Raw genomic sequence first — 25,787 nt, 5'->3', positions numbered from 1 at the left:
CGTCCTCATCGCACGTACCACGTGGCGACTGCGTCCTCGTTGACCTCTTCCACCGGGTAGGCCCGGGTGCGTGCGATGGCGCGGGCGGCAGAAGACCAGTCGGTCGTCGCGACGAGCAAGCCCTTGACCGCCCCGTTCCACTTCACGTCTGCGGCAAGGGCCTTGACGACAACCTTCCCGACCTTCCGGCGCTCTCGCTTGCACTGGACGATGGTCAAGGTCGTTGGATCGCGATCCGTACCCTTCTCCCAGATGCGGATGTCAACCCCCGTCGTCACCCCGTCCGGGGCCGAGATCCACGTCAAACCCGATTCGGTGAATCGCTGGTCGAAGAAACGCCTGGCTGGGGTCAGAGTGGACTCGCTTGCAAAGAGTTCCGAAGGAGCAGTTCCTTGACCCGCGGCACCACCTGTTCGCCATAGAGCTCTACGCTCCTCAGCCGGGCGTCGGCCGGAAGGGGACCAAACCCGTAGACGAGATCGAACCGGTTGACGTCGAGGTCCCGAACGGTGGCAGCGATCTTGCGGGCGACCGTCTCGGGCGACCCGACGTACAGCGAGCCGTGGGCGACTTCGGCGTCGAACTGCTCGCGTGTCATCGGCGGCCATCCGCGGTCACGGCCGACCCGGTCACGATGGGTCTTGATCGCCGGCCAGTAGGTTTCGAGGGCCTCCTCGTCGGTCTCGGCGATGTGCCCGGGTGAGTGGATGCCGACCTCGTTCGGGTCCGTGCCGAACTCGTTCGCGGCACGCCGGTAGAGGTCGATGAACGGCGCGAAACGCTCAGGCGGTCCACCGATGACGGCGATCATCAGTGGGAACCCGTATCGGGCGGCCCGGACCACCGACTCGGGGGAACCTCCCACCCCGATGGTGGTGTGGAGTCGGCCCGATTCGGTCTTGGGGAAGACATCGGCATCGCGGAGTGCCGTCCTGGTGCGCCCCTCCCAGGTCACCGGTTTTTCCCTGAGGAGTTCGGCGAACAGACCCACCTTCTCCTCGAAGAGGTCGTCGTAGTCGCTGAGTTCGTATCCGAACAGCGGGAACGACTCGGTGAACGACCCGCGGCCGAGGATCACTTGGGCACGGCCGTTGGACAGTGCGTCGACCGTCGCGAAACGTTCGAACACCCGCACCGGGTCATCGGAACTGAGCACGGTCACTCCGGACGCCAGCTTGATGCGTTCGGTGCGCGTGGCGATGCCGGCCAGGACTGTCTCGGGGCTGGAGATCGCGAAGTCGGCTCGATGGTGTTCGCCGAGGGCGATGACGTCGACGCCTCGTTCGTCGGCGGCGATCGCTTCCGTGACGACCTGCCGGATGGCCTGGGCGTGGCTGAGGAGCTTCCCGTCGGCGCCGAGGGGCAGGTCGCCGAAGGAGTCGAGTCCGAAGGTCATGGAGGAGGACGTGGGCATGGGAATCTCCTTCAGTCGTCCGTGCTGGTCTTCGACCGTCCGCTCCACCTTCGTCACAGGCGGCGATCCCTGAGTCGAGGACCTTCGACCGCCGACTATCCCTTGGCCCCTGTCGACGCGTCCTGCTCCTGCGACCTCTGCAGGTTCCTGTTGCGCTTGCGTACCACCAGCGCCGTTCCCGTGCCCACCACGGCGAGCGCCGTGGGGACCATCCACGGGCGGTTGAGCACGTTACGGAAGGCGTGGTCGAGAGAGTAGCGGCCGGGGCCCGAGACGGCGATCGCCACGGCGGCGATACCCAGGACGGTGGAGAGTTCGTCGCCGCCCTTCTGGGCGAAGAAACCGTTGTGACAGGTCACCGCGCTGGCGCCCCCCATGGCGCCGGCCGCCAGCGCACCGGCGGCGGGCGTGGCAAGGCCGAGGGCCAGCAGGGTGCCCCCTCCCCCCTCGGCGATTCCGGCGGCCATCGCGCTCTGCTTGCCCGGCTCGAAGCCGACGGACTCCATGAACTTGGCCGTGCCCTTGATGCCGCCCCCGCCGAACCAGCCGAGCAGCTTCTGCGCGCCGTGCGCGGCCAGCGTGCCACCGACACCCAGACGGAGCAACAGCAGGCCCATATCACGTCGTTGGTCCGTGCACGTCGCGGTCATGGTGGTTCTCCTAGCAGTTGGCGGGAAAGATCAGAGCTGCTTGACGGCGGAGACCTCGAACTCCAGCACCACCTTATCGATCCAACTGACGTTGAGATCCTTACGGTTGATCGGCCGGTGTTACGGGGGTCGACCATCGCGGGCCGGGCGATGAACCCGATCTGCGTGTGAGCGGATCGCGCGTCGTCAGGTGTCTTGTTCGATCGTGACGTTCAGCTGTTTCATCAGCGGCTGGTCGCTCTGGGTGCTGTAGTCGCTGATCGAGATCAGTTGGTTCAGCTCCGGCATGTAGCCGGCGGCGACGCCGCGCGGGATGTCGTGCTTGACCGCGAGGAAGCCTTTCAGCGTGCGCTGGGTGCCGTCCTTGGCGTATGCCGTGATCAGGGTCGGCTGGAATTCCTCCAGGCCACGTTCGCGCATGTCGTCACCGTTCATGAAGACGAGCGTGCGCAGGTTGTGGATGCCCCGGTAGCGGTCGTTGTCGGTGTAGATCGTGGTGTTCCACTGGTCGTGGGAGCGCATCGCGCCCAGGACGAGCCGTCCGTCTCGGGGCACCACGTCGGGCAGCGGGGCGTGCGAGAACTCGGCGCGCCCGGAAGGGGTGAGGAAGACCAGTTCGCGGGCGGGCTGCTTGATCCGGAAGCCCATCGGCAGCCGGACGCGCCGGTTGAAGTCCTCGAAGCCGTACAGGGCGTCCGCCATGGTGTCGCGGATGCGGTCGTAGTCCTCGACGTACCACTCCCACGGGGTCTTCGAGTCGGGCAGCGCCGCCCGGGCGAGACCGGCGATGATCGCGGGCTCGGAGAGCAGCTGCGGCGAGGCCGGGTGCTGGTTGCCCTGCGAGAGGTGGACCATCGAGTCGCCGTCCTCGACGGAGATCCGCTGCGGTGTGCCCCGCTGGACGTCCTTCTCGGTGCGGCCCAGGCACGGCAGGATCAGCGCCCGCATGCCGTGGACGAGATGGCTGCGGTTGAGCTTGGTGCTGACGTAGACGGTCAGGTCCACCTTCCGCAGGCTCGCGTAGGTGAACCTGGTGTCGGGCGAGGCCAGCGCGAAGTTGCCCGCCATCCCGACGAAGACCTTGATGTCGCCCCGGTCCATCGCCTCGATGGTGCCGACGACGTCCAGCCCCTCTTCGCGCGGTGGGTCGATCCCGCAGACCTCGGCGAGTTTGTCGAGGAACTCCGGGGTGGGGGCGTTGGTGATGCCGCAGGTGCGGTTGCCCTGCACGTTGCTGTGGCCGCGGTTGGGCGCGGCGCCGGCGCCCTCGCGGCCGAGGTTGCCGCGCAGCAGCAGTACGTTGACGATCTCGCGGATGGTGTCGACGGCGTGCTCGTGCTGGTTCACGCCCAGGCCCCAGGTGATGATCGACCGGTCGGCCTCGCGGTAGATCGCGGCCGCTTTGAGGATGTCCTCCTTGGCCACGCCCGACTGGTGGACGATCTCGTCCCAGGAGGTCGCCTCGACCACCCTCCGGTACTCCTCGAACCCCTCCGTGTGGCGCTCCAGGAACTGCCGGTCGATCGCGTGCTCGTCGTTCCCGGCCATATCCAGGGTGGCCTTGGCGATGCCGCGCATCAGCGCCATGTCGCCCGCGGACCGCGGCTGGATGTTGAGGTTGCTGGTCGGGGTGGCGTGGAAGGTCGCCATCGCCAGGATGTCGTGCGGGATGATCGTACGGGTGGCGCCCGCCTCGATCTGCGGGTTGATGTGGACGATCTTCTTGCCCTCGCGGTAGAGCTGCGCCAGCGGGGTGAGCATGCGCGGCGCGTTGGACGCGGCGTTGATGCCGACCACGAAGACGGCGTCCGCGGCCTCCCAGTCCCCCAGGTCCACGGTGCCCTTGCCGGTGCCGAGCGCGGCGAGCATCGCCCGGCTGCCGGCCTCCGTGCACATGTTGGCGCAGTCCGGCTGGTTGTTGGTGCCCAGCTCGCGGGCCATGAGCTGATAGAGGAAGGAGGCCTCGTTGCCCAGCCGTCCCGAGGTGTAGTACGCGGCCTGGTCCGGACTATCCAGGGCCCGGACGCTGTCGCCGAAGAGCTTGAACGCGTCCGCCCAGCTGATCGGCACGTAATGGTCGGTCTCCGGGTCGTAGACCATCGGCTCGGTCAGCCGGCCCTCTGCCTCGAGGTCGTGGTCGTTCCAGTCGAACAGCGAGGTGACGGTGTGCTTCGCGAAGAACTCGCGGGTGACACGCTTGCCCGTCATCTCCCACGTGGTGTGCTTGATGCCGTTCTCGCAGAGGTCCAGCGCCAGGTCTTTGGTGTCGGGCCACGCGCAGCCGGGGCAGTCGAAGCCGCCCTTGTCCTCCTGGTTCATCTTCAGCATCTCAAGGGTGCCGTCCACGACCTCGCGCTCGTCGATCAGGAACTCGGTGACGGCCTTGGCCGCACCCCAGCCCGCCGCCGGATGGGTGTACGGCTTCGACTTGGGCGGCCCCTTGGGCACCGGGCCCACCCGCGGCTCCAGCGGCTGGCCTGCGGCAGCCCTCTCCTGCCACCTGATCTCGGCGTCGCCTTCGAACAGCTCCTCATCACCCATGACTGTCCCCTCAGCTCAGCGCCATATCGTTGAGCATAGGTCTCCGTCGAACGACAGGCATCGCGAGTGCCTGGCCGAGCCGCAAGAAGGCCGCCGACCTCGGCATCGACCTGGGCGACTGCCAGTTGATCGACCCGGCCACCTCCGGGCTGCGCGGCACAGCGGCAGGCTCCGGCTCGCGCCCCGGATCGATGCCCCTTGTGGCGGTTCGATGGCTGCTGAACAGGGGTGATCGTCGGCGGCCTCGCCAGAAGCTCGGATGATCACGCATCGCGGTCGGCGTCGTGCCACCATGGCGGTATGAACCGACTGGCTGATGAGCAGTCGCCCTACCTACTCCAGCACGCCTCCAATCCAGTGGACTGGTGGCCATGGGGAGAGGAGGCGATGACGGAAGCCAAGCGGCGGGACGTGCCCATCCTCTTGAGTGTGGGCTATGCGTCCTGCCACTTATGCTTCTGACGATTTACTGGTGTCACGTCATGGCGCACGAGTCCTTCGAGGATCAGGCCACCGCCGACTATCTGAACGAGAACTTCGTCAGTGTGAAGGTCGACCGGGAAGAGCGGCCGGATGTCGACGCGGTGTACATGGAGGCCGTGCAGGCGGCGACCGGGCAGGGTGGGTGGCCCATGACCGTGTTTCTCACGCCGGAGGCCGAGCCCTTCTACTTCGGCACCTACTTCCCGCCCCGCCCCCGGCACGGCATGCCCTCCTTCGGGCAGGTGCTGGAGGGTGTCCACCAGGCGTGGGACGGCCGGCGGGACGAGGTCACCGAGGTCGCCGGGAAGATCACGCGGGACCTCGCCCAGCGGGAGATCGTCCAGCAGGCGGCCGGTGTGCCCGGTGAGGAGGAACTCGCGCAGGCCCTCCTCGGGCTCACCCGTGAGTACGACCCGCAGCGCGGCGGATTCGGCGGCGCGCCGAAGTTCCCGCCGTCCATGGCGCTGGAGTTCCTGCTCCGCCACCACGCCCGCACCGGCTCCGAGGGCGCCCTCCAGATGGCGAGCGACACCTGCGAGCGGATGGCCCGCGGCGGCATCTACGACCAGCTCGGCGGCGGCTTCGCCCGCTACTCCGTGGACCGCGACTGGGTCGTACCGCACTTTGAAAAAATGCTTTACGACAATGCACTGCTTTGTCGGGTTTACGCCCACCTCTGGCGCACCACCGGCTCCGACCTCGCCCGCCGGGTCGCACTGGAGACCGCCGACTTCCTCGTAGGCGAACTCCGCACCGAGGAGGGCGGGTTCGCCTCCGCGCTGGACGCCGACAGTGACGACGGCACCGGTAAGCACGTCGAGGGCGCGTACTACGTCTGGACGCCCGAGCACCTGCGTGCCCTTCTCGGGGACGAGGACGGTGACCTGGCCGCCGAATACTTCGGCGTGACCGACGAGGGAACCTTCGAGCACGGCCAGTCGGTGCTTCAACTGCCGCAGGCCGAGCGGGTGTTCGACGCCGGCCGGATCGCCTCCGTCAAGGAGCGGATGCTCGCCGAGCGGTCCCGGCGGCCCGCGCCCGGCCGGGACGACAAGGTCGTCGCCGCCTGGAACGGCCTCGCTGTCGCCGCGCTCGCCGAGACCGGCGCCTACTTCGACCGCCCCGACCTGATCGAGGCCGCCGTCGCCGCCGCCGACCACCTGGTCCGCGTCCACCTCGACGAGCACGGCCACCTCACCCGGACCAGCCGCGACGGCCGGGCCGGTGCCAACACCGGGGTGCTGGAGGACTACGCCGACGTCGCCGAGGGCTTCCTCGCGCTGGCCTCCGTGACCGGCGAGGGCGTCTGGCTGGACTTCGCCGGGCTCCTCCTCGACCAGGTCATGACCCGCTTCACCGACCCGGAGAGCGGCGCGCTGTACGACACCGCCTCCGACGCCGAGCAGCTCATCCGCCGCCCGCAGGACCCCACCGACAACGCGACCCCCTCCGGCTGGTCCGCCGCGGCCGCCGCCCTGCTGTCCTACGCCGCGCACACCGGCTCCGAGGCCCACCGGACCGCCGCCGAGCGCGCCCTCGGCGTGGTCAAGGCACTCGGGCCGAGGGTGCCCCGGTTCGTCGGCTGGGGCCTCGCCGCGGCCGAGGCGCAGCTCGACGGCCCCCGCGAGGTCGCGGTCGTCGGCCCGTCCCTCACCGACGAGCACACTGCTGCCCTGCACCGCGCGGCCCTCCTCGCCACCGCCCCCGGCGCGGTCGTCGCGGCGGGCACCCCGGACGGGGAGGAGTTCCCCCTCCTCGCCCACCGCCCCCTCGTCGGCGGCGACCCGGCCGCCTATGTCTGCCGCAACTTCACCTGTGAGGCCCCGGTGACCGGCCCCGACGCGCTGCGCACGGCGCTGGAAGGTCCCTGACCGGCCGAACTGGGCACGATAGACGGCTACTTCCCGTACACCTGTGCCCGCTACGATGCGCTGCCCGCCGCCCGCACACAGGGTGGCGCATCCTGTGGGGGGAAGCCCGTGTTCGTGCTGTCCATACTGCTGCTCATCGCCGCGGTCGTGCTCTTCTTCGTCGGACGTGGCCGGGGCGAGACCGGCTGGAAGCTTGGGGCCGCGCTCGGCGCCCTGGGTGGGGTCCTGGCCGGTGTCTTCGCCTGTGTCTATGTGGTCAGCGCCTATGAGGTCGGCGTGCCGGTGACGTTCGGCCGGGTCGGTACGCCGCTGACTTCCGGCATGCACCTCAAGTCGCCGTTCACCGACGTCACCTCCTTCTCCACCCGCCCGGTGGACCTCGACCTGGGCGGCGACGACGTGGTGGAGGTCCGCTCCTCGCAGGGCGGGGTGCTGTACGCGGACGTCACCATCAAGTGGGCCGTCGTACCGCGCAAGGCGGTCGAGCTGTACCGGCTGGCCGGCAGCGAGGACGCCGTCCAGGAGCGGCTGGTGCTGCCCGACAGCCGCGAGATCGTCCGCAATGTCTTCGCCAAGCACACCAGCGAGGAGGGGTACGCCTCCGCTCGTGAGCGGGTCAGCGCGGAGATCGAGCGCCTGGTGAAGGAGCGGCTGGCACCGCGCGGGATCGACGTGACCACCGTCAATCTGCGCAATGTCCGGCCGTCGAAGCAGTTGCAGGTCCAGATCGACAAGAAGATCCAGCAGCAGCAGGCCACCGAGCGCGCCGTCGAGGCCGCGCGGACGGCCAAGGCGGAGGCGGAGCGCAAGCGGATCGAGGCGGAGGGCACCGCCCGCGCCAACAAGATCCTGGAGCGCTCCCTGAGCGACAAGGTGCTGTACAACCAGTGCCTGGACGCCTACCGGGAGGCCGCCAAGTCCCACCCGGTGTACGCCGTCCCGTGCGGCAGCGGCTCCGGCGGCACCCCGGTCATCGTGGACGGCACCAAGAACTAGTCTCTGCCGCTAGGAAAGTCCCGCCCGGAACCGCACCGCCTCCGCCACGATCGCCTCCAGCTTCTCGTGGTGCGCCCCCTTCCAGTACGCCCGCCCGCAGTCCCCGCACGCCGCGAACACGTCGTACGTGTCCCGGGTGCCGGCCTCCAGGCGGTCGGCCACCTGGGACTTGGTGGCGGGGTGCAGCGGGCCGTTGCAGGCGGTGCAGCGGGACCAGGGGGCCAGGTCCGGGGCGAAGCGTTCCAGTACGTCGCGGAGCTGCTGCTCGGGCCGGGTGCTGTACACGTACGCCCCGGCCCACAGCTCGCGCCGGCGCAGCAGGCCCCGGTCGCGGCTGAGCAGGACCCGGCGTTCGGCCGCCGAGCGCGCGGCGAGCGCCGGGTCGCCGATGTCGGTGGACTCGTACGCCGTGTCCACGCCGAGCAGACGCATCCGGCGGGCGAGGGTGCCGAGGTGGACGTCGAGCAGGAAGCGCAGCGGGGCGCCGGGCACCTGCTGGGGGCGCCGGACCGGGCCTACGTGGACGGACTCGCCGTCGGCCGGGACGTGGGCGCGGGGGACCTCCCGGCCGTCCACGGTCAGGGTGCCGACCTCGGTCAGCGGGATGCCGAGGGACTCCACGGCATGGCCGAGGGAGGAGACGCCGTCGATGCCGAGTTCGGCGATGCCCGCCCGGTGCGCGTGCGGCACGAACAGGTGCAGGTCCGGGGCGACTTCCAGGTGGATCACGGGTCCGTTCACCCGGCCAGGATGGCACGGCCGCCGGACCCGCCGTCCACGGCGTCAGGAGTGCTGGTACGCGACCAGCGAGATGCCGATGTAGTGCACGATGAACGCGGCGAGCGTGAGGGAGTGGAAGACCTCGTGGAAGCCGAACCAGCGCGGTGAGGGGTTGGGCTTCTTGATGCCGTAGACCACGCCCCCGGCGCTGTACAGCAGCCCGCCGACGACCACCAGGACCAGGACGGCGACGCCGCCGGTGCGCATGAAGTCGGGCAGGAAGAAGACGGCGGCCCAGCCCATGGCGATGTAGCACGGGGTGTACAGCCAGCGGGGCGCGCCGACCCAGAAGACGCGGAAGGCGATGCCGGCGAGGGCGGCGGCCCAGATGCCCCACAGCAGCCACTGCCCCTTGCTGCCCGGCAGGAGCAGCACGGTGAGCGGGGTGTAGGTGCCGGCGATGATCAGGAAGATGTTGGAGTGGTCGAGGCGGCGCAGGACACCGTCCATCCGGGGACTCCAGTCGCCTCGGTGGTACAGCGCGCTGACACCGAAGAGCAGACACGCCGTCAGGGCGTAGATCCCGCAGGCGACGCGGCCTCGGGGGGAGTCGGCGAGGGCGGTCAGCACCAGGCCCGCGATGAGTGCGGCCGGGAACATGCCCAGGTGCAGCCAGCCACGGAGCCGGGGCTTGACGGGTTCCGGCAGGGAGAGCGCGGCGGAAACGGACGCAGTCATGAACCGCATCGTACCTACGCAACCGTAAGTTACGGATCAGCCCCCTGGGGTGGGTGGCCGGGGCCGCGCCAAGATCCATCGTCTCACGGCCGCCATGTGCCCCGCGCGCAAAGAATTCGCCATGTGCGTCCCAGGTGCGCGCAAAGAGGTGCGCATGTCAGCTGGGCGGACGCGAAACGCGCCGGTTCGGGGGTACTCGCTCACCTGTGACGCCCTCTGGACATATGCGCACTCGCATCGGATGATCAAATGAGTGCGGTCGGTACCGGATGAGCGTCGACCCCGATCGGGGTTGCCGCCGGGCATTCGGGCCGCAGCCCCCAAGGGGCCGAGAAAATCCCTCACCCAGGGCCATAAACCCTCACTTAGGAGCGATCGTGGCGCGCGACAACGCGGCTCCCACCGTCATCCCGACCACCCATCAGGAACTGATCTCGTGGGTCGACGAGATCGCCGAACTGACGCAGCCGGACAACGTGGTCTGGTGTGACGGCTCCGAGGCCGAGTACGAGCGCCTGTGCGAGGAGCTCGTCGCCAAGGGCACCTTCACCCGGCTCGACCCCGTCAAGCGTCCCCACTCGTACCACGCGGCCTCCGACCCGACCGACGTCGCGCGGGTCGAGGACCGGACCTTCATCTGCTCGCAGAAGGAGGCCGACGCGGGCCCGACCAACCACTGGAAGGACCCCGCCGAGATGCGGGAGATCTTCCAGGGGGACGGCGGCGAGGGCGGCCTGTTCCGGGGCTCCATGCGCGGCCGCACCATGTACGTCGTGCCCTTCTGCATGGGCCCGCTCGGCTCCCCGCTCTCCGCGCTCGGCGTGGAGATCACCGACTCCGCCTACGTCGCCGCCTCGATGCGCACCATGACCCGCATGGGCAGCGCCGTGCTGGAGGAGCTGGGCGCGGACGGTGAGTTCGTCAAGGCCGTGCACACCCTCGGCGCCCCGTTGGCGCCGGGCGAGCAGGACGTGCCGTGGCCCTGCAACTCCACCAAGTACATCTCGCACTTCCCCGAGAGCCGCGAGATCTGGTCCTACGGCTCCGGCTACGGCGGCAACGCCCTGCTCGGCAAGAAGTGCTACGCCCTGCGCATCGCCTCCGTCATGGCCCGTGACGAGGGCTGGCTGGCCGAGCACATGCTCATCCTCAAGCTCACGCCCCCGCACGGGGAGCCGAAGTACGTCGCCGCCGCCTTCCCGAGCGCCTGCGGCAAGACCAACCTCGCCATGCTGGAGCCCACCGTCTCCGGCTGGAGCGTGGAGACCATCGGCGACGACATCGCCTGGATGCGCTTCGGCGAGGACGGCCGGCTGTACGCGATCAACCCCGAGGCCGGTTTCTTCGGCGTCGCGCCCGGTACCGGCGAGCACACCAACGCCAACGCGATGAAGACCCTGTGGGGCAACGCGGTCTTCACCAACGTCGCCCTCACCGACGACGGCGACGTGTGGTGGGAGGGCATGACCGAGGAGCAGCCCGCCCACCTGACCGACTGGAAGGGCAACGACTGGACGCCGGAGTCCGGCACCCCGGCCGCCCACCCCAACGCCCGTTTCACGGTCCCCGCCGACCAGTGCCCGATCATCGCGCCCGAGTGGGAGGACCCGCGCGGGGTGCCGATCTCCGCGATCCTCTTCGGCGGCCGCCGGGCCAGCGCGGTGCCGCTGGTCACCGAGTCCTTCGACTGGAACCACGGTGTGTTCCTCGGCGCCAATGTGGCGAGCGAGAAGACCGCCGCCGCCGAGGGCAAGGTCGGCGAGCTGCGCCGGGACCCCTTCGCCATGCTGCCGTTCTGCGGCTACAACATGGGCGACTACATGGCCCACTGGATCGACGTGGCCAAGGACAAGGACCCGGAGAAGCTGCCGCGGATCTACTACGTCAACTGGTTCCGCAAGGACGGCGAGGGCAAGTTCGTCTGGCCGGGCTTCGGTGAGAACAGCCGCGTCCTGAAGTGGATCGTGGACCGTCTTGACGGCCGTGCCGAGGGCGTCGAGACCCCGATCGGCGTGCTGCCGGCCAAGGGCTCCCTGGACACCGAGGGCCTGGACCTGACCGAGGCCGAGCTGGACTTCCTGCTCACCGTCGACAAGGAGGTGTGGCGCGAGGAGGCGTCCCTGGTGCCCGAGCACCTGAACACCTTCGGTGATCACACGCCCAAGGAGCTGTGGGACCAGTACCGGGCGCTGGTCGAGCGCCTCGGCTGAGCCGGGTCAGCGGGCCGCGCTGAGTTCCCTCGGCGCGGCCGGTGCGGCCAGCGCGGCCGTGTGGGCTTCCATCCGCTCGGCGGCCAGGATCGCGGCCGCCGTGTCCGCGCGGGAGGCGGCGACGATCAGGGCGCGGCCGGCGAGGGTGTGCGCCCGGCGGTGCAGCGGCGCCGGATCGGCGGCCGCTCCCGGCACCGCCCGTACCGGAGGCCGGCCGCCGCGCAGCCGGCTCACCGCGGCGGACAGCCGCTCGGCGGCCGCGTCCAGCTCGGGGCCGGGGGCCGGGCCGCGCAGTTCGTCCGTGACGGCGAGCAGGGCGGCGAGGTGTCCGGCCAGCTGGATGTCCAGCTCCTCTTCGCGGGAGCGGTGCGGGAAGTCCGAGGCCGCCGGGGTGCTGTGGACCGATTTGGTGCGGATCGGTTCGTACATGGGACGGCCTCCTCTGCGCGGACAGGAAACTATCCTAGCTTGGATTCAGTCTAAAGTTGAGCCGAGTCACGGACGGCGGCCCGGCGGCTACGGCCGGTGCCGCCTTCGCTCGCCTATGGCTGGCCGTAGCCGTCCAGGAACGTCCCGATCCGGGTGACCGCGTCCGTCAGATCGGCCACGTTGGGCAGCGTGACGACGCGGAAGTGGTCGGGCTCGGGCCAGTTGAAGCCGGTGCCCTGGACCACCATGATCTTCTCCTCGCGCAGCAGGTCCAGGACCAGCTGCCGGTCGTCCTTGACCTTGAAGACCTTCGGGTCCAGCCGCGGGAAGAGATACAGCGCGCCCTTGGGGCGTACGCAGCTCACGCCGGGGATCTGCGTGAGCAGCTCGTACGCCGTGTCCATCTGCTCCTTCAGCCGGCCGCCCGGCAGCACCAGGTCGTTGATCGTCTGGCGGCCGCTGAGCGCCGCGACCACGCCGTGCTGGCCCGGCATGTTGGCGCACAGCCGCATGTTGGCCAGGATCGTCAGGCCCTCGAGGTAGGAGTCGGCGTGTGCGCGCGGGCCGGAGACGGCCATCCAGCCGACCCGGTACCCGGCCACCCGGTACGCCTTCGACATGCCGTTGAAGGTGAGGGTGAGCAGGTCGGGGGCGACCTTGGCGGTGGGGGTGTGGACGGCGCCGTCGTAGAGGATCTTGTCGTAGATCTCGTCGGAGCAGACCAGCAGGTTGTGGCGGCGGGCGAGGTCGGTGAGGCCCTTGAGCATCGCCTCGTCGTAGACCGCGCCCGTGGGGTTGTTCGGGTTGATGATGACCAGGGCCTTGGTGCGGTCGGTGATCTTCCGCTCGATGTCCGCGAGGTCGGGCATCCAGTCGGCCTGCTCGTCGCACCGGTAGTGCACGGCGGTGCCGCCGGACAGTGAGACGGCCGCCGTCCAGAGGGGATAGTCCGGGGCGGGCACGAGGACCTCGTCGCCGTCGTCGAGCAGGGCCTGCATGGCCATGACGATCAGCTCGGAGACGCCGTTGCCGATGAAGACGTGCTCCACGTCGGTCTCGATGCCGAGGTTCTGGTTGTGCATGACCACCGCGCGGCGAGCGGCCAGCAGGCCCTTGGCGTCGCCGTACCCGTGGGCCGTGGAGACGTTGCGGAGGATGTCCTCCAGGATCTCCGGGGGGCACTCGAAGCCGAAGGCGGCCGGGTTGCCGGTGTTGAGCTTCAGGATGCGGTGACCGGCCGCCTCCAGTCGCATCGCCTCCTCGAGCACCGGGCCCCGGATCTCGTAACAGACGTTGGCGAGCTTGGTCGACTGGATCACCTGCATGCCCGCGAGCTTACGGCCCGCCCGTGCCAGGTGGGCGGTGTCTTCCACCACGTGTTCCACCTCGTGGGACGGGCGAGTTCGCGGTGGTATCACCCGTATCGGTCGGACTGGCGAGCGGGCACACCGGGATCGGGTGCCAACTCCGTTTTTCGAGGCATGGGTTGACGCTCCGCCGGGAAGGGGCCCCTCGGGTCGGCACTCTTGTCCTCCCTCGCCCCCCTCGTGACAATGTGCATGACAATCACGAAGAGGGGACCCCCACATGAACAAGCCTCTCCTGGCCGCGCTCTCCGCCCTGGCGCTCGCCGGGTTCGGCGCGGCCCCCGCCGTGGCCGCGCCGCAGGCCAAGGCGGTGACCGTCGACTTCGCCGGGACCGTGTCGCTCAGCAACTGTTCCGGCTCCGTCGTCCGGCTGCCGAACTCGGCGGACAGCGACCCCGCGCTGGTGCTGAGCAACGGGCACTGCCTGGAGACGGGCTTCCCGCAGCCCGGCCAGGTCATCACCGGCCAGTCCTCCAGCCGCACCTTCGGCCTGCTGAACTCCGCCGGCACCAAGGTCGCCACGCTCCGCGCCAACCAGGTCGTCTACTCGACCATGACCGACACCGACGTCACCCTGTACCGGCTGACCACCAGCTACGCGGCGATTCGGAGCTCGTACGGCATCAACGCGCTTCCCCTGAGCGACACCCACCCGGTCGCCGGGAGCGGCATCAAGGTCGTCTCCGGTTACTGGAAGCGGATCTACTCCTGCAACGCGGACGGGTTCGTGTACCGGCTGAAGGAGGGCGGCTGGACCTGGAAGGACTCGCTGCGCTACACCGCCGCCTGCAACACCATCGGCGGCACCTCCGGCTCCCCGGTGATCGACACCGCCACCGGCAAGGTCGTCGCCGTCAACAACACGGGCAACGAGGACGGCCAGTCCTGCACCGAGAACAACCCGTGCGAGGTCGACGAGAACGGCAAGGTCACCGTCCGCCAGGGCATCAACTACGCCCAGGAGACCTACCAGATACCGGCCTGCTTCACGACCGGCAACAAGCTCGATCTCAGCGCCGCCGGCTGCACCCTGCCCAAGCCCTGACCGTCAGCCCTGACCGTCACACCGGGGTACGGCGCACCGACCGGCCGGCCAGCACGTCGGTGCGCCGCCCGTCCTCGATGACGAACCGTCCGTCCACCAGGACGTGCGGAATCCCGGTCGGCAGCGTCCTCGGCTCCGCGAAGGTGGCGCCGGCGGCGACGGTGGCCGGGTCGAACAGCACCAGGTCGGCGCGGTACCCCTCGCGCACCAGGCCCCGGTCCGGCAGCCGCAGCCGGGCCGCGGGCCGCGAGGTCAGCCGGGCCACGCACTCCTCCAGTGACAGCACGCCCAGCTCGCGGACGTAGGTGCCGAGGTAGCGCGGGAAGGTGCCGTAGGCGCGCGGGTGCGGCTTGGTGCCCTGGAGGATGCCGTCCGAGCCGCCGGTGTGCGCGCGGTGCCGCATGATCGCGCGGACGTTCTCCTCGTGGCCGACGTGCTGGAGGATCGTGGTGCCGAGCCGGTCCTCGACCAGCAGGTGCCGGACGGTGGCCCACGGCTCCTCGCCGCGCATCGCCGCCGCCTCCTTCACCGTGCGGCCCACGTACTGGGCCAGCGCCGGGTTCGTCACGCCGGAGACCTCGATCGTCTCCCACTGGGCCGGTACGCCGTGGCAGCCGTCCGAGCCGGTGACCTCCAGGTGGTGCCGGACGCGCTCGGCGGTCGCCGGTTCGGTGAGCCGGGCCAGGATCTCCGCCGGACCGCCCTCGCTCGCCCAACTGGGCAGCAGCGCGGCGAGGGTGGTGGAGCCGGGGGTGTAGGGATACGTGTCCAGGGTGAGGTCGGCGCCCGCGTCCAGGGCCGCGTCGAGCAGGGCCAGCAGCTCGGGCGCGCGGCCCTCGTTGACCCCGAAGTTCATGGTGGCGTGCGCCAGGTGCAGCGGGCAGCCCGCCTCCCGGGTGAGGGCGACCATCTCGGCGTACGCCTGAAGGGCGCCCGCGCCGTAGGAGCGGTGGTGGGGGCAGTAGTAGCCGCCGTAGGAGGCCACCACCCGGCACAGCTCGGTCAGTTCGGCGTCGTTCGCGTACATGCCGGGGGTGTAGGTGAGGCCGGAGGAGAGGCCGACCGCGCCCTGTTCCAGGCCCTCCGCGACCAATTGGCGCATCCGGTCCAGCTCGGCCGGGGTCGCCGGGCGGTCCTCCCAGCCGACGACCAGCGCGCGGACCGTGCCCTGCGGGATCAGGTAGGCCGCGTTGACCGCGATGCCCTGATCCAGCCGGTCCAGGTACTCGCCGACCGAGCGCCAGTCCATGTCGAGGTCGTCGCCGTAGCCGTTCCAGCCGGTGATGGCCCGGCGCACCTCCTGAAGCGTGCGGTCGTCGACGGGGGCGTACGACAGGCCGTCCTGGCCCAGCACTTCGAGGGTGACGCCCTGGGCGGCCTTGGCGCTGTGGTCGGGGTCGCGCAGCAGGGCCAGGTCGGAGTGGGCGTGCATGTCGATGAAACCGGGGGAGAGGACCAGCCCCTCCGCGTCCAGCTCGCGCCGGGCGCGCGGGCGCTGACAGCCCGCCCCCGCGGCCTCCTTGACGATGGACACGATCCGGCCGCGGTCGACCACCACATCGGCGCGGTAGGCGGGCGCCCCGCTGCCGTCGACCACGTCGACGTCCCGGACGACGAGTTCTTCCATGCCCCTGACCTCCTAGAAGAACGTGCGGATGTATTCCACGACCGTGCCGTCCGCCTCGGCCACCGGGATGAGCTGCCATTTGTCGAAGCTGGTGCAGGGGTGGGACAGACCGAAGCCGATCCAGTCGCCCACCATGACATCGGCCTCCGGTGTGGTGGCCAGCCACATGTGCTGGTCCGACAGGGCGGTCACCTCGACACCGGTCGCCGGGCGCTCGGCGCCGTCCCGGCGGATCACCTGCGCCTCGGGCTTGTCCAGGTCGTAGGCGGCGTCCCGCTTGCCCGCGTTGACGAACGCCTGGCCGGGCTCGGGGCGGGAGACCACCTGGGCCCACAGCCGGAACGCGGGCTCCAGCGCGCCTTCCTCGGGGACCCGGTTGAAGGGGGTGATGCGGCGGTAGTGGCCGTCGTCGTGGGAGACGTAGGCGCCCGAGCGGAGCAGCTTCAGCACCGGGCGGGACAGTCCGGGGACCTCCGCGAACACCTCGGCCACCGTGTCGAACCAGGCGCTGCCGCCCGCGCTCACGACGATCTCGTCCGCCTTGTCGAACCGGCCCTCGGCGTCGAGGGCGGCGGCGAGCGCGATGAGCCGGCGCAGATAGCCCGCGACCCGCTCCGGGTCGGCCTTCGGCACCTCGCCCTCGTAGCCCGCCACGCCGACCAGGCGCAGGGTGTCCGTGGCGGCCACGGCGGCGGCCACCGCCGCGCACTCCGCCTCGGTGCGGACGCCGGTGCGGGCGCCCTCGCCGGCCGCCAGCTCCACCACCACGTCCAGCGGGCGGGCGGCGCCGGTGAGGGCCGCGTCCATCAGCTCGACCCCGCGCACGGAGTCGACGTAGGTCACGAGGCGGAAGTCCGGGTCGGCCGCCAGCTCGGCGGCGATACGGCCGAGGGCGGCCGCGTCCACCAGCTCGTTGGCGAGGAAGATCCGCTCGACGCCGAACTCCCGCGCCACCCACACCTGATGGGGTGCGGCGACGGTGATGCCCCAGGCGCCGTGCTCGATCTGCCGGGCGAAGAGCCGCGGCGCCATCGAGGTCTTGCCGTGCGGGGCGAAGGCGAGGCCGTGCCGGGCGGCGTACGTCTCCATGAGCGCGAGGTTGTGCTCCAGGCGCTCGGCCGACAGCGCGAGGACGGGGGTGGCGAAGCCCCCGGTGAACAGGTTGCGGCGCTCGGCGGCCAGCTCGCCCACCGTCAGTCCGGCGGCGTCCGGAGGGAGGCCCTTGAAACGGTGGTCGACCCGTTCCCCGGCGAGCTGTGCCAGGGCTTCGGAGCCGGTCTCACGAGCCATACGAGCCTCCTGATCAGCAGCGTTGCATAGCGTGCAACGTCCATTGCGTATGTCGCTCTGTGCTGTCTAACATCTCGGCCAACACGGGGTCAACGAAGTCGTCACCCCGGACCCACCTTCCGGACCACGGACGAGGAGCCGAGACCATCGTGACCGCCGACGGACAGTCCAGCGCCGCCCCCGACACGGTGGATGTCGTGGCCCTCGGCGAGTCCATGGTCACCTTTCTCCCCGACCGTCCCGGCCGCCTCGCCGACGTGCCCGCCTTCCAACGGGGCATCGGCGGCGCCGAGTCCAACGTCGTCTGCGCCCTCGCCGCCGCCGGGCACTCCGCCCGCTGGGTCGGCCGGGTCGGCGCGGACGGCTTCGGGCAGCACCTGGTGGAGCGGATCGGCTCCTACGGCGTCGACACCGGGGCCGTCCGTGTGGACCCCGCCCGGCCCACCGGGGTGTACTTCCGCACCGCCGCCGACCGGGCCACCGACGCCCACGAAGTCGCCTACTACCGCGCCGGATCGGCCGCCTCCGCGATGGCCGCCGACAACACCGACCTCGCCGCGCTGGACGCCGGACGCGTGCTGCACCTGTCCGGGATCACGGCCGCGCTGTCGCCGGGGTGCCTGGAGCTGCTGCACGAGCTGACCGCGCCGCGCGAGGGGCGCCCGGTGGTGTCCTTCGACGTCAACCACCGGCCCGGGCTGTGGCGGGCGGCCGACGACGCCCTGGTGCTGCTGGACCTGGCCCGCCGGGCCGACATCGTGTTCGTCGGCACCGACGAGGCGGAGGACGCCTGGGGCACGCGGGGCGGTGTCGAGGCCGTCCGGCTGCTGCTGCCCGAACCCCGGGTGCTGGTGGTCAAGGAGGGCCCGCTCGGCACGACGGTGTTCGAGCGCACGGCCGACGGGGAGCGGACGGTACGGGTCCCCGCGCTCACCGTCGACGTCGTGGCCACCGTCGGCGCGGGCGACGCCTTCGCCGCCGGCTTCCTCTCCGCCACCCTGCGCGGGCTGCCCGTACGCGACCGGCTCCGGCACGGCCACCTCATGGCCGCCGCCGCCCTCACCGTCCCCGGCGACCTCGCCGACCCGCCTGCCCGCGACCACGCCGACCGGTTGGCCGCCCTGGACGACGAAGCGTGGGGGAGACTGCGACTCGGCCCCGGCTGGACGGGTGCCGACCAGGTCATCGAAGGAACGAGCACCGCATGAGCCAGACCGTCGACCGCGCCCTGAGCATCCTCCCGCTGCTCGCGGAGGGCCCCGCCGACCTCGGCCAGGTCGCCGAACGGCTCGGCGTGCACAAGTCCACCGCGCTGCGCCTGCTGCGCACCCTGCACGAACACGGCCTGGTCTACCGCCAGTCCGACCAGCGCTACCGGCTCGGCGCCCGGCTCTTCGCCCTCGCCCAGGAGGCGATGGAGAACCTCGACATCCGCGAGATCGCCCACCCCCACCTCGTCCGGCTCAACGAGGCGTGCGGGCACACCGTGCACCTCGCCGTGCACGAGGAGAACGAGGTGCTCTACATCGACAAGGTCGACAGCCGCTACCCGGTGCGCATGTACTCGCGCGTCGGCAAGCCCGTCGCCATCACGGTCGCCGCCGTCGCCAAGCTGCTGCTGGCCGATCTGCCCGAGACCGAGCGCCGGGCGCTGGCGGAGAAGCTCGAATACCCCCTCTACACGGCCCGTTCCACCCCCAACGCGGGAGCGTTCCTGCGCGAGTTGGAGAAGGTGCGCGAACAGGGCTGGGCCACCGACCTCGGTGGCCACGAGGAGTCCATCAACTGTGTCGCGGCCCCCATCCGGGGCGCCGACGGCCGGGTGGTCGCCGCGATGTCGGTCTCCGCGCCGAACGTCGTCGTCACCGCCGACGAACTCCTCAGCCTGCTCCCGCGGGTGCGCCGCACGGCGGACGCGATCAGCGGCGAGTACTCCGGAAGAACCCCAGTGAAGGACCCCACCGCATGACCGAAAAGACCGCGCTCACCCCGAAGACCCACACGGTGCCGCCCGCGAAGTTCTCGCACGGCGTCAGGAAGGGCAACATCCTCCAGGTCGCCGGCCAGGTCGGCTTCCTGCCCGCCGAGGAGGGCAAGGCCCCCACCCCCGCCGGACCCACCCTGCGCGAGCAGACCCTCCAGACCCTGGCCAACGTCAAGGCGATCCTCGAAGAGGGCGGCGCGAGCTGGGACGACGTGATGATGATCCGCGTCTACCTGACCGACGTGGACCACTTCGCCGAGATGAACGACATCTACAACACCTACTTCGGCGAGCAGGGCCTCACCCAGCCCCCGGCCGCCCGCACCACGGTCTACGTCGGCCTGCCCGCCGGGCTCCTCATCGAGATCGACGCGCTCGCCGTCCTCGGCTGACCGCCTCCTCAAGACCGCACCACCCGCACGACGCACACGGCACGGCATCCCCTGGGGTGCCGTGCCGCGCTCCACCCTGCCTGAAAGCCCGATGCATTTACCTCACTCACGCAGAGGACCTCCCTCTCATGTCCCTTCCGCTCGCCGCACCCGCACCCGCCGCGCCACCCCACACCGGAGGACTGCTCCTCCTGCTGGACGGCACCCCCGGCCTGCTGACCGTCGCCGGTATCGGCATCGCCCTGCTGCTCTTCCTGATCATCAAGGTCCGGCTCCAGCCGTTCGTCGCGCTGCTCACGGTCTCCATAACCGTCGGCCTGCTCGCCGGTCTCTCGGTCACCGAACTCTTCGGCACCGTCCAGCGCTCCGACGCCGTCTCCACCCTCGAGTCCGGCATGGGCGGCATCCTCGGCCACGTCGCCGTCATCATCGGCCTCGGCACCATGCTCGGCGCGATCCTGGAGGTCAGCGGCGGCGCCGAGGTCCTCGCGGGGCGCCTGCTGCGGCTGTTCGGCGAGAAGCGGGCGCCGCTGGCGATGGGCCTGACCGGTCTGATCTTCGGTATCCCGGTCTTCTTCGACGTGGGCATCTTCGTCCTCGCGCCGCTCGTCTACGCGGCCGCGAAGCGGGGCGGCAAGTCGATCCTGCTGTACTGTCTGCCGCTGCTCGCGGGCCTGTCCATGACCCACGCCTTCCTGCCCCCGCACCCCGGCCCGGTGGCCGCGGCCGGACTGCTGCATGTGCAGCTCGGCTGGGTCGTCCTCATGGGCGTGGTCTGCGGCATCCCGGCGGTGCTGGCCGCGTGGGCGTTCTCCGCGTGGGTCGGCCGGCGCATCTTCGTGCCCGTCCCGCAGGACATGGTCGAGGCGGCGGAGGAGGCACGGCAGGCGGTCCTCGCCGAGCAGCGGGCCTCGGGCGTGGAGCCGGCCGAGAAGCCGGTCCCGCTGGGCACGGTCCTCGCCATCATCGGTACGCCGCTGATCCTGATCCTGGCCGCCACCTTCTCCTCGGTCGCGCTGGACCCGTCCACCGTGCGCTCGGTCATCGAGTTCTTCGGGCACCCCTTCGTCGCCCTCACCATCGCCCTGGTGCTCGCCTACTACCTGCTCGGCATCCGGCGCGGCTGGTCCCGCAAGTCCCTGGAGAACGTCTCCACCGCCTCCCTCAAGCCGGTCGGCAACATCCTCCTGGTCGTCGGCGCGGGCGGGGTCTTCGGCGCCGTCCTCAAGGCCAGCGGGGTCGCCCAGGCCCTGTCGGACACCTTCAACGGCGTCGGCCTGCCGGTGATCGTGCTGGCGTACCTGATCTCGCTGGTCCTGCGCGTCGCCCAGGGCTCGGCCACGGTCGCCATCGTGACGACGGCCGGCATCGTCGCCCCCCTGCTCGCCGAGGGCCACCACTCCCAGGCGTTCACCGCTCTCGTCATCATGGCCATCTCCGCCGGCTCCATCTTCGCCTCCCACGTCAACGACGGCGGCTTCTGGATGGTCGCCAAGTACTTCGGCATCACCGAACGCGACACCCTGAAGACCTGGACGGTCCTCGAATCGGTCCTCTCCGTCGCGGGGTTCGCGGTCGCCGCCGTGGTGAGCCTGTTCGTCTGACTGTTCCTCCGGCGGACAGGACGGGGGACTTACCGGTGGGATACAGGCGGGAATGGAGCGCCGGGTGGTTCCGGCACAGGTAAGTCGTCCATACTGCCGCCGTGGAGCAGCGCATAGGATCGAGCAGCCAGCCCCTGAAGGGCGAGCCCGTCACGGGTGCCGGGTTCGACCCGGCCTTCATCCCCGGTCTGACGGGTTCCGCCGCCCAGGGGGAAGCGGAGGACGCCAAGCCGACGGCCGAAGCGGCCGACTCGGCCGAGGCGGAAGGGAGTTCGGCCCCCGAGAAATCCGTTCCGGAGGCCGAGGCGGTCGACGCCGAAGTGGATTCCTCCGCGAAGGAGTCCGCCGAGAAGGCGTCCGCCGGGGAAGAGCCCGCCGAGGAGGAGTCCGCGGCAGACGGGCCCGTCTTCGAGGCCGCCGACCGCCGGGCGCGGATAGTCGCGGACCGGCAGGGCGTGCGGCTCAGCCTGGACGCGGAGGAGTGCGAGTTCGGCTGGCCGGAGATCGCCGCCGTGGCGACGGAGACGGCCCGCTTCGGCAAGCGCTTCACCGTCACGGTGCACACCCCGGACCGCCGCTGGTACCCGATCGAGATCGAGGCCGCGTCCCGCTCGCAGTTCACGGAGTGGGAGGCCGAGATGGACGCGGTACTGGACGCCTACTTCGAGTCGGAGTGAACGACGGGCGGTGCCCCGGCTTTCCCCGTAAGGGAGGCCGGGGCACCGCCCGTTTCCGGTACCGCTACGGCATTCCGTGCACGTGCGGCCCCACCGCGCCGGACCAGGCGTTGCCCGCCGTCGCGTCCCAGTTGGTCGACCAGGTCATCGCGCCCCGCAGGTCCGGGTAGGTCCGGGACGGCTTGAAGGAGCCGCAGCCGGTGCCCTTGGCCAGGCAGTCCAGCGCGTTGTTCACCACGGCCGGCGAGACATAGCCGCTGCCCGCGCCCCTGGTGGAAGCCGGCAGACCGAGGCCCACCTGCGACGGGGCGAGCCCGCCCTCCAGCTGGATGCAGGCCAGCGCGGTCAGGAAGTCCACCGAGCCCTGGCTGTACACCTTGCCGTCGCAGCCCAGCATCGAACCGCTGTTGTAGTACTGCATGTTGACGACCGTGAGGATGTCCTTGACGTTCAGGGCCGTCTGGAAGTAGGAGCCGGACGTCGACTGCATGTCGATCGTCTGCGGCGCCATCGTGATGATCAGCGACGAGCCCGCCTTCGACGACAGCGACCGCAGCGCCTGCGACATGTACGTCGGGTTGAGGCCGTTCTCCAGGTCGATGTCGACTCCGTCGAACCCGTAGGTCTGCATCAGGGAGTAGACCGAGTTGGCGAAGTTGTTCGCGGAAGCGGTGTCGCTGACCGCGACCGTGCCGCGCTCGCCGCCGACGGAGACGATCACCTTCTTGCCCGCGGCCTGCTTGGCCCTGATGTCGGCCTTGAACTGGTCGACGGTGTAGCCGTTCAGCCCGGCCGAGTCCAGGCTGAAGCTCACCGCGCCCGGCGTGGAGGTGGCGTCCGCGAAGGCCACCGCGATGATGTCGTAGGCGGAGGGCACGTCGGAGATCTTCTGCACGGCTGCGCCGTTGTTGAAGTTCTGCCAGTACCCGGTCACCGCGTGCTTGGGCAGGTCGCCCCTGGGGGTGGTGCCGCCGGAGGTGGTGGTCGCGCTCACGGCCGCCGACTTCGTGGACTCACCGGCCGAGTTGGTGGCCGTGACCTGGAAGGAGTACGAGGTCGACGCCGCGAGCCCGCTGATCGTGGCCGAGGTACCGCTCACCGCCGTCACCTTGGTGCCGTTGCGGTAGACGTTGTAGCCGGTCGCGCCCGAGACCGTGTTCCAGGCCAGCGAGACCGAGGACGAGGTGGTCCCGGACACCGCGAGACCGCCCGGCGCGCCCGGCACGGTCGGCGCCGGGTCACCGCCCCCGCCGCCGTCCGGTCCCTGCACCTGCACATCGTCGGCGAAGTACGCGGCCTGCCCGTACCAGCCGTGGGTGTACACGCTGACCGAGGTGGTGCCGGAGCCCGTGGTGAACGTCGTCGAGAGCTGCTTCCACGACGAGCTGTCCGGGGTCCAGGCCGACACGTCGGTGGTGCCCGTGCCGGTCGCCCCGAGGTAGGCGTACCCGCCCTGCACCCAGGCGCTCAGCGTGTACGTGGAGTTGGGCTTGACCGCCACCGACTGGACGCACTGGGCGTTGTCCTGCCCGGCCGGGGTGCCCTTCAGCGCGGCGGAGCCGCCGTGCACCGGGGACGAGACGGTCGTCCCGCTGCCCGCCGAGCAGGTCCAGCTGGACAGGCCCGACTCGAAGCCGGCGTTCCTGGCGTTGTTGACGTCCGCCGCGGTGGCGGGAGCGGCGGCCAGCCCCGCCATGGCGAGGGCGAGAGCGGCGGTCATCGACCAGGCACGGGCCCGGCCGCGTCCGCCGCGCGCGGGCATGACAGATATGAGGTCCAACTGGAGCCTCCAGTGGGGGAGTTCGCGGGGGAGAGGGGGTGCGCGCCCCAAGAGCGCCTCTGGCGTACAGAGCGCGCCTCTGGCGTACAAGTTGGTCCAGACCAATCCGGCTGTCAAGGGGCGGCGTCCGGATCGCTTGCGCTCGCCCGGTGCAAGCTGTCCCGTTTTGCCGGGAGTTGTGGCCGGAGAGTTCCCCACGAGCTACACAAACGCTGTTCTCCCGTGATCCAGGCGTGGATACAGTGCTCACGTAGTCACGCAACGAAGTCGTCATGGCCCGAGGGGAACCGTGCCGGTGGGCCGGAGGGTGCGAAGAGCGGGGAGCTGCGCGTGCCAACTGCCATCGCCGTGACCAGTGCCGACCTGGCACTGCCGGCGCAGGACGAGCGGACCATGCCCGCCGTCGTGCTGCGCGAACTCGACCGGCGCCCGCTGGACCAGACCCTCACCGAACTCCAGGCGGTCATCGACCAGTCCGGCTATCTCGTCGTCCTGTGCTCGAAGGCCACCCCCGAGCCGGTGCTGCGCCGGCTGCACACCCTGCGCTCCCTGCTGGAGAGCGACCGTATCGCCGTGTTCCGGCCGGAGTTGCCCCCGCTCGGTGTCGCGGTCCTGGCCCGACAGTTACGCCAGCTGGCCACCTGCGACCTCAGTCCCGGTGTGCTCGCCTCCGCCGGGCGCCTGCTCACCCACTACATCCACGCCGGTGCCGTACTCGGCTCGGTCGCCCGGCTCGACCACGTCCCCGTAGGGCTCAAGGCGCACGCCAAGTCCTGGGTCCCGGGCGCCCAGTTCGCCGTCGTCGCGCACCCCGAGCCCCAGCTCGTCAAGGCGGTGCCCGGCGCCACCCTCAAGGGTCCCGAGTTCAGCACCTGGATGCTGCTCGCCAAGGGCCAGTTGCAGTCCGACTGGATCACCGGCTTCGCCAAGGACTGGGGCGTGCACGGACTGCGCGAGACCCCGCTGCCCGCCGAGTCGCCCGCCTGGTGGGGCACCGGCCGGATGATCGAGTTCTGCGGCTATCTCGCCGACCTCTCGGTGCTCTACCAACTCGTCACCTCCGTACGGCAGTCCGGCTGTCACTGGTGCGGTCTCGACGTCATCGGCGACCGCTGTGTCTTCTGCTCCGCCTCCCCGCCCGAGCACCCGCTGCCGCCGCCGCGCGCCCTGCGGGGGCGCGCCCCCGCCTGAACCGACCCGGACCACGCTCCCGTCCCGCACGACCGATTCCCCCAATGAGGTTGCACGGTTCATGAACTCCCGTCAGCGCCGCGGCGTCATACTCCTGATCCTCTCCGTCCTGTGCGCCCTCGGCGCCTTCGCGGGCGTGCTCTCCGTCATCCAGGACGTGCGCTCCAAGGTCGGCCCCGAGGTGACCGCGTTCCGGGTCAAGTCCGCGGTCCAGCCGTACACCGCGCTGGGCGCGGACCAGTTCGAGAAGATCCGGATGCCCAAGCGGTGGCTGTCCGCCAACGCCGTCACCGATCTCGCCCAGCTGCGCGGCAAGATCGCCGTGACCACCCTGCGCGCGGGCTCCCTGCTCCAGACCGACATGGTCGTCGACCAGCCCGAACTGCGCCCGGGGCAGCAGGAGGTCGCCATCATGATCGACGCGGCCACGGGCGTCGCGGGCAAGATCACACCCGGCGCGCGGGTCAACGTCTACGCCACCTTCGAAGGGAAGAAGGAGACCGACCCCGACCAGTCGAAGATCATCGTCACGGACGCGCGGGTCCTCGACGTCGGCAGGATCACCGCGCTCGACCCCGACCGGGACCGCGACCAGCAGCGTCAGCCCACCGAGGCCGTCCCCATCACCTTCGCGCTGTCCGCCCTGGACGCCCAGCGCGTCACCTACGCCGAGTCCTTCGCCCAGCGGGTCCGGCTCGCCCTGGTCGCCCCCGGCGGCGAGACCGGCATACCGGACCGCGAGCGCACCTATGAACTAGCGACGGACAAGTGAGAGGCG

21 protein-coding genes and 1 pseudogene are annotated in these 25,787 nt (G+C 70.5%); 11 read left to right on the top strand and 11 right to left on the bottom strand.

Features of this window, described 5'->3' with window-relative positions; all coding sequences use genetic code 11:
* Positions 1-5 precede the first annotated feature (5 nt).
* The 4 genes from ACIGA3_RS23510 to ACIGA3_RS23495 form a co-directional block, all read right to left on the bottom strand.
* Positions 6-353 carry a restriction endonuclease gene (locus tag ACIGA3_RS23510; protein WP_399719269.1) on the bottom strand — a complete coding sequence of 116 codons (348 nt, stop codon included), beginning with the start codon at positions 351-353 and terminating at the stop codon, positions 6-8.
* Positions 350-1,414 carry an LLM class flavin-dependent oxidoreductase gene (locus ACIGA3_RS23505; RefSeq protein WP_399719266.1) on the bottom strand — a complete coding sequence of 355 codons (1,065 nt, stop codon included), beginning with the start codon at positions 1,412-1,414 and terminating at the stop codon, positions 350-352. The genes ACIGA3_RS23510 and ACIGA3_RS23505 overlap by 4 nt, the downstream gene beginning before the upstream one ends.
* A gap of 95 nt (positions 1,415-1,509) precedes the next feature.
* Positions 1,510-2,064, bottom strand: coding sequence for a DoxX family protein (locus tag ACIGA3_RS23500; protein ID WP_399718923.1), 555 nt, complete (start codon positions 2,062-2,064; stop codon positions 1,510-1,512).
* Between the two features lie 186 nt (positions 2,065-2,250).
* Complete coding sequence (locus ACIGA3_RS23495) at positions 2,251-4,605, bottom strand: FdhF/YdeP family oxidoreductase (RefSeq protein ID WP_399718921.1); 2,355 nt, start codon at positions 4,603-4,605, stop codon at positions 2,251-2,253.
* 300 nt (positions 4,606-4,905) lie between these two features.
* Here ACIGA3_RS23495 and ACIGA3_RS23490 point away from each other — a divergent pair.
* A pseudogene (locus ACIGA3_RS23490) lies at positions 4,906-6,959 on the top strand (thioredoxin domain-containing protein).
* 114 nt (positions 6,960-7,073) lie between these two features.
* A complete protein-coding gene (locus tag ACIGA3_RS23485; protein ID WP_399718919.1) occupies positions 7,074-7,955 on the top strand; it encodes a prohibitin family protein in 882 nt (293 codons plus the stop codon).
* A gap of 9 nt (positions 7,956-7,964) precedes the next feature.
* Here ACIGA3_RS23485 and ACIGA3_RS23480 read toward each other — a convergent pair whose 3' ends face one another.
* Entirely contained in the window at positions 7,965-8,696 is a 732-nt protein-coding gene (locus ACIGA3_RS23480; RefSeq protein WP_399718917.1) for a Mut7-C RNAse domain-containing protein, read from the bottom strand.
* A gap of 42 nt (positions 8,697-8,738) precedes the next feature.
* Positions 8,739-9,422, bottom strand: coding sequence for a hemolysin III family protein (locus ACIGA3_RS23475; RefSeq protein WP_399718915.1), 684 nt, complete (start codon positions 9,420-9,422; stop codon positions 8,739-8,741).
* A gap of 368 nt (positions 9,423-9,790) precedes the next feature.
* On the opposite strand from ACIGA3_RS23475, the gene ACIGA3_RS23470 reads away from it, so the two are divergent.
* Positions 9,791-11,623, top strand: coding sequence for a phosphoenolpyruvate carboxykinase (GTP) (locus tag ACIGA3_RS23470; protein WP_399718912.1), 1,833 nt, complete (start codon positions 9,791-9,793; stop codon positions 11,621-11,623).
* 6 nt (positions 11,624-11,629) lie between these two features.
* On the opposite strand, the gene ACIGA3_RS23465 is transcribed toward ACIGA3_RS23470, so the two are convergent.
* Complete coding sequence (locus ACIGA3_RS23465) at positions 11,630-12,052, bottom strand: hypothetical protein (RefSeq protein WP_399718909.1); 423 nt, start codon at positions 12,050-12,052, stop codon at positions 11,630-11,632.
* A 113-nt stretch (positions 12,053-12,165) separates the two neighbouring features.
* Positions 12,166-13,377 (bottom strand): pyridoxal phosphate-dependent aminotransferase, encoded by a 1,212-nt coding sequence (locus tag ACIGA3_RS23460; protein WP_399719262.1) that lies wholly within the window; start codon positions 13,375-13,377, stop codon positions 12,166-12,168.
* 262 nt (positions 13,378-13,639) lie between these two features.
* On the opposite strand from ACIGA3_RS23460, the gene ACIGA3_RS23455 reads away from it, so the two are divergent.
* Positions 13,640-14,464, top strand: coding sequence for a trypsin-like serine peptidase (locus ACIGA3_RS23455; RefSeq protein WP_399718906.1), 825 nt, complete (start codon positions 13,640-13,642; stop codon positions 14,462-14,464).
* A gap of 16 nt (positions 14,465-14,480) precedes the next feature.
* Here ACIGA3_RS23455 and ACIGA3_RS23450 read toward each other — a convergent pair whose 3' ends face one another.
* On the bottom strand, positions 14,481-16,091 hold the full coding sequence (locus ACIGA3_RS23450; RefSeq protein ID WP_399718904.1) for an amidohydrolase family protein: 1,611 nt from the start codon (positions 16,089-16,091) through the stop codon (positions 14,481-14,483).
* Positions 16,092-16,103: 12 nt separating this feature from the next.
* Entirely contained in the window at positions 16,104-17,381 is a 1,278-nt protein-coding gene (locus tag ACIGA3_RS23445) for an alanine racemase (protein ID WP_399718901.1), read from the bottom strand.
* Positions 17,382-17,530: 149 nt separating this feature from the next.
* Between ACIGA3_RS23445 and ACIGA3_RS23440 the strand changes: the two genes are divergently transcribed.
* The 5 genes from ACIGA3_RS23440 to ACIGA3_RS23420 all read left to right on the top strand — a co-directional run bounded on the left by ACIGA3_RS23440 (position 17,531) and on the right by ACIGA3_RS23420 (position 22,038).
* Positions 17,531-18,589: a sugar kinase gene (locus ACIGA3_RS23440; RefSeq protein WP_399718899.1), complete on the top strand. Its 1,059-nt coding sequence runs from the start codon at positions 17,531-17,533 to the stop codon at positions 18,587-18,589.
* Entirely contained in the window at positions 18,586-19,350 is a 765-nt protein-coding gene (locus ACIGA3_RS23435) for an IclR family transcriptional regulator (protein ID WP_399718896.1), read from the top strand. The genes ACIGA3_RS23440 and ACIGA3_RS23435 overlap by 4 nt, the downstream gene beginning before the upstream one ends.
* Positions 19,347-19,757, top strand: a complete 411-nt coding sequence (locus ACIGA3_RS23430; protein WP_399718893.1) for a RidA family protein — start codon at positions 19,347-19,349, stop codon at positions 19,755-19,757. The genes ACIGA3_RS23435 and ACIGA3_RS23430 overlap by 4 nt, the downstream gene beginning before the upstream one ends.
* Positions 19,758-19,885: 128 nt before the next feature.
* A complete protein-coding gene (locus ACIGA3_RS23425) occupies positions 19,886-21,361 on the top strand; it encodes a GntP family permease (RefSeq protein ID WP_399718890.1) in 1,476 nt (491 codons plus the stop codon).
* Between the two features lie 101 nt (positions 21,362-21,462).
* A complete protein-coding gene (locus tag ACIGA3_RS23420; RefSeq protein ID WP_399718887.1) occupies positions 21,463-22,038 on the top strand; it encodes a hypothetical protein in 576 nt (191 codons plus the stop codon).
* Positions 22,039-22,102: 64 nt separating this feature from the next.
* On the opposite strand, the gene ACIGA3_RS23415 is transcribed toward ACIGA3_RS23420, so the two are convergent.
* Entirely contained in the window at positions 22,103-23,800 is a 1,698-nt protein-coding gene (locus ACIGA3_RS23415; RefSeq protein WP_399719259.1) for a chitinase, read from the bottom strand.
* A 348-nt stretch (positions 23,801-24,148) separates the two neighbouring features.
* Here ACIGA3_RS23415 and ACIGA3_RS23410 point away from each other — a divergent pair, with 348 nt between their 5' ends.
* Positions 24,149-25,009, top strand: coding sequence for a hypothetical protein (locus ACIGA3_RS23410; RefSeq protein WP_399718884.1), 861 nt, complete (start codon positions 24,149-24,151; stop codon positions 25,007-25,009).
* Positions 25,010-25,070: 61 nt separating this feature from the next.
* Positions 25,071-25,781 carry a Flp pilus assembly protein CpaB gene (cpaB, locus tag ACIGA3_RS23405; protein ID WP_399718883.1) on the top strand — a complete coding sequence of 237 codons (711 nt, stop codon included), beginning with the start codon at positions 25,071-25,073 and terminating at the stop codon, positions 25,779-25,781.
* Positions 25,782-25,787: the final 6 nt, after the last annotated feature.

Source organism: Streptomyces sp. NPDC085596 (assembly GCF_044541565.1).
Lineage (GTDB): Bacteria > Actinomycetota > Actinomycetes > Streptomycetales > Streptomycetaceae > Streptomyces.
This window is presented reverse-complemented; position numbering and strand designations above follow the sequence as displayed.

Coding starts and splice junctions, on each gene's coding strand:
- ACIGA3_RS23425 (WP_399718890.1), top strand. CDS start 19,886: ATGTCCCTTCCGCTCGCCGCACCCGCACCCGCCGCGCCACCCCACACC.
- ACIGA3_RS23415 (WP_399719259.1), bottom strand. CDS start 23,800: ATGCCCGCGCGCGGCGGACGCGGCCGGGCCCGTGCCTGGTCGATGACC.
- ACIGA3_RS23500 (WP_399718923.1), bottom strand. CDS start 2,064: ATGACCGCGACGTGCACGGACCAACGACGTGATATGGGCCTGCTGTTG.
- cpaB (WP_399718883.1), top strand. CDS start 25,071: ATGAACTCCCGTCAGCGCCGCGGCGTCATACTCCTGATCCTCTCCGTC.
- ACIGA3_RS23495 (WP_399718921.1), bottom strand. CDS start 4,605: ATGGGTGATGAGGAGCTGTTCGAAGGCGACGCCGAGATCAGGTGGCAG.
- ACIGA3_RS23460 (WP_399719262.1), bottom strand. CDS start 13,377: ATGCAGGTGATCCAGTCGACCAAGCTCGCCAACGTCTGTTACGAGATC.
- ACIGA3_RS23505 (WP_399719266.1), bottom strand. CDS start 1,414: ATGCCCACGTCCTCCTCCATGACCTTCGGACTCGACTCCTTCGGCGAC.
- ACIGA3_RS23430 (WP_399718893.1), top strand. CDS start 19,347: ATGACCGAAAAGACCGCGCTCACCCCGAAGACCCACACGGTGCCGCCC.
- ACIGA3_RS23435 (WP_399718896.1), top strand. CDS start 18,586: ATGAGCCAGACCGTCGACCGCGCCCTGAGCATCCTCCCGCTGCTCGCG.
- ACIGA3_RS23465 (WP_399718909.1), bottom strand. CDS start 12,052: ATGTACGAACCGATCCGCACCAAATCGGTCCACAGCACCCCGGCGGCC.
- ACIGA3_RS23475 (WP_399718915.1), bottom strand. CDS start 9,422: ATGCGGTTCATGACTGCGTCCGTTTCCGCCGCGCTCTCCCTGCCGGAA.
- ACIGA3_RS23455 (WP_399718906.1), top strand. CDS start 13,640: ATGAACAAGCCTCTCCTGGCCGCGCTCTCCGCCCTGGCGCTCGCCGGG.
- ACIGA3_RS23450 (WP_399718904.1), bottom strand. CDS start 16,091: ATGGAAGAACTCGTCGTCCGGGACGTCGACGTGGTCGACGGCAGCGGG.
- ACIGA3_RS23445 (WP_399718901.1), bottom strand. CDS start 17,381: ATGGCTCGTGAGACCGGCTCCGAAGCCCTGGCACAGCTCGCCGGGGAA.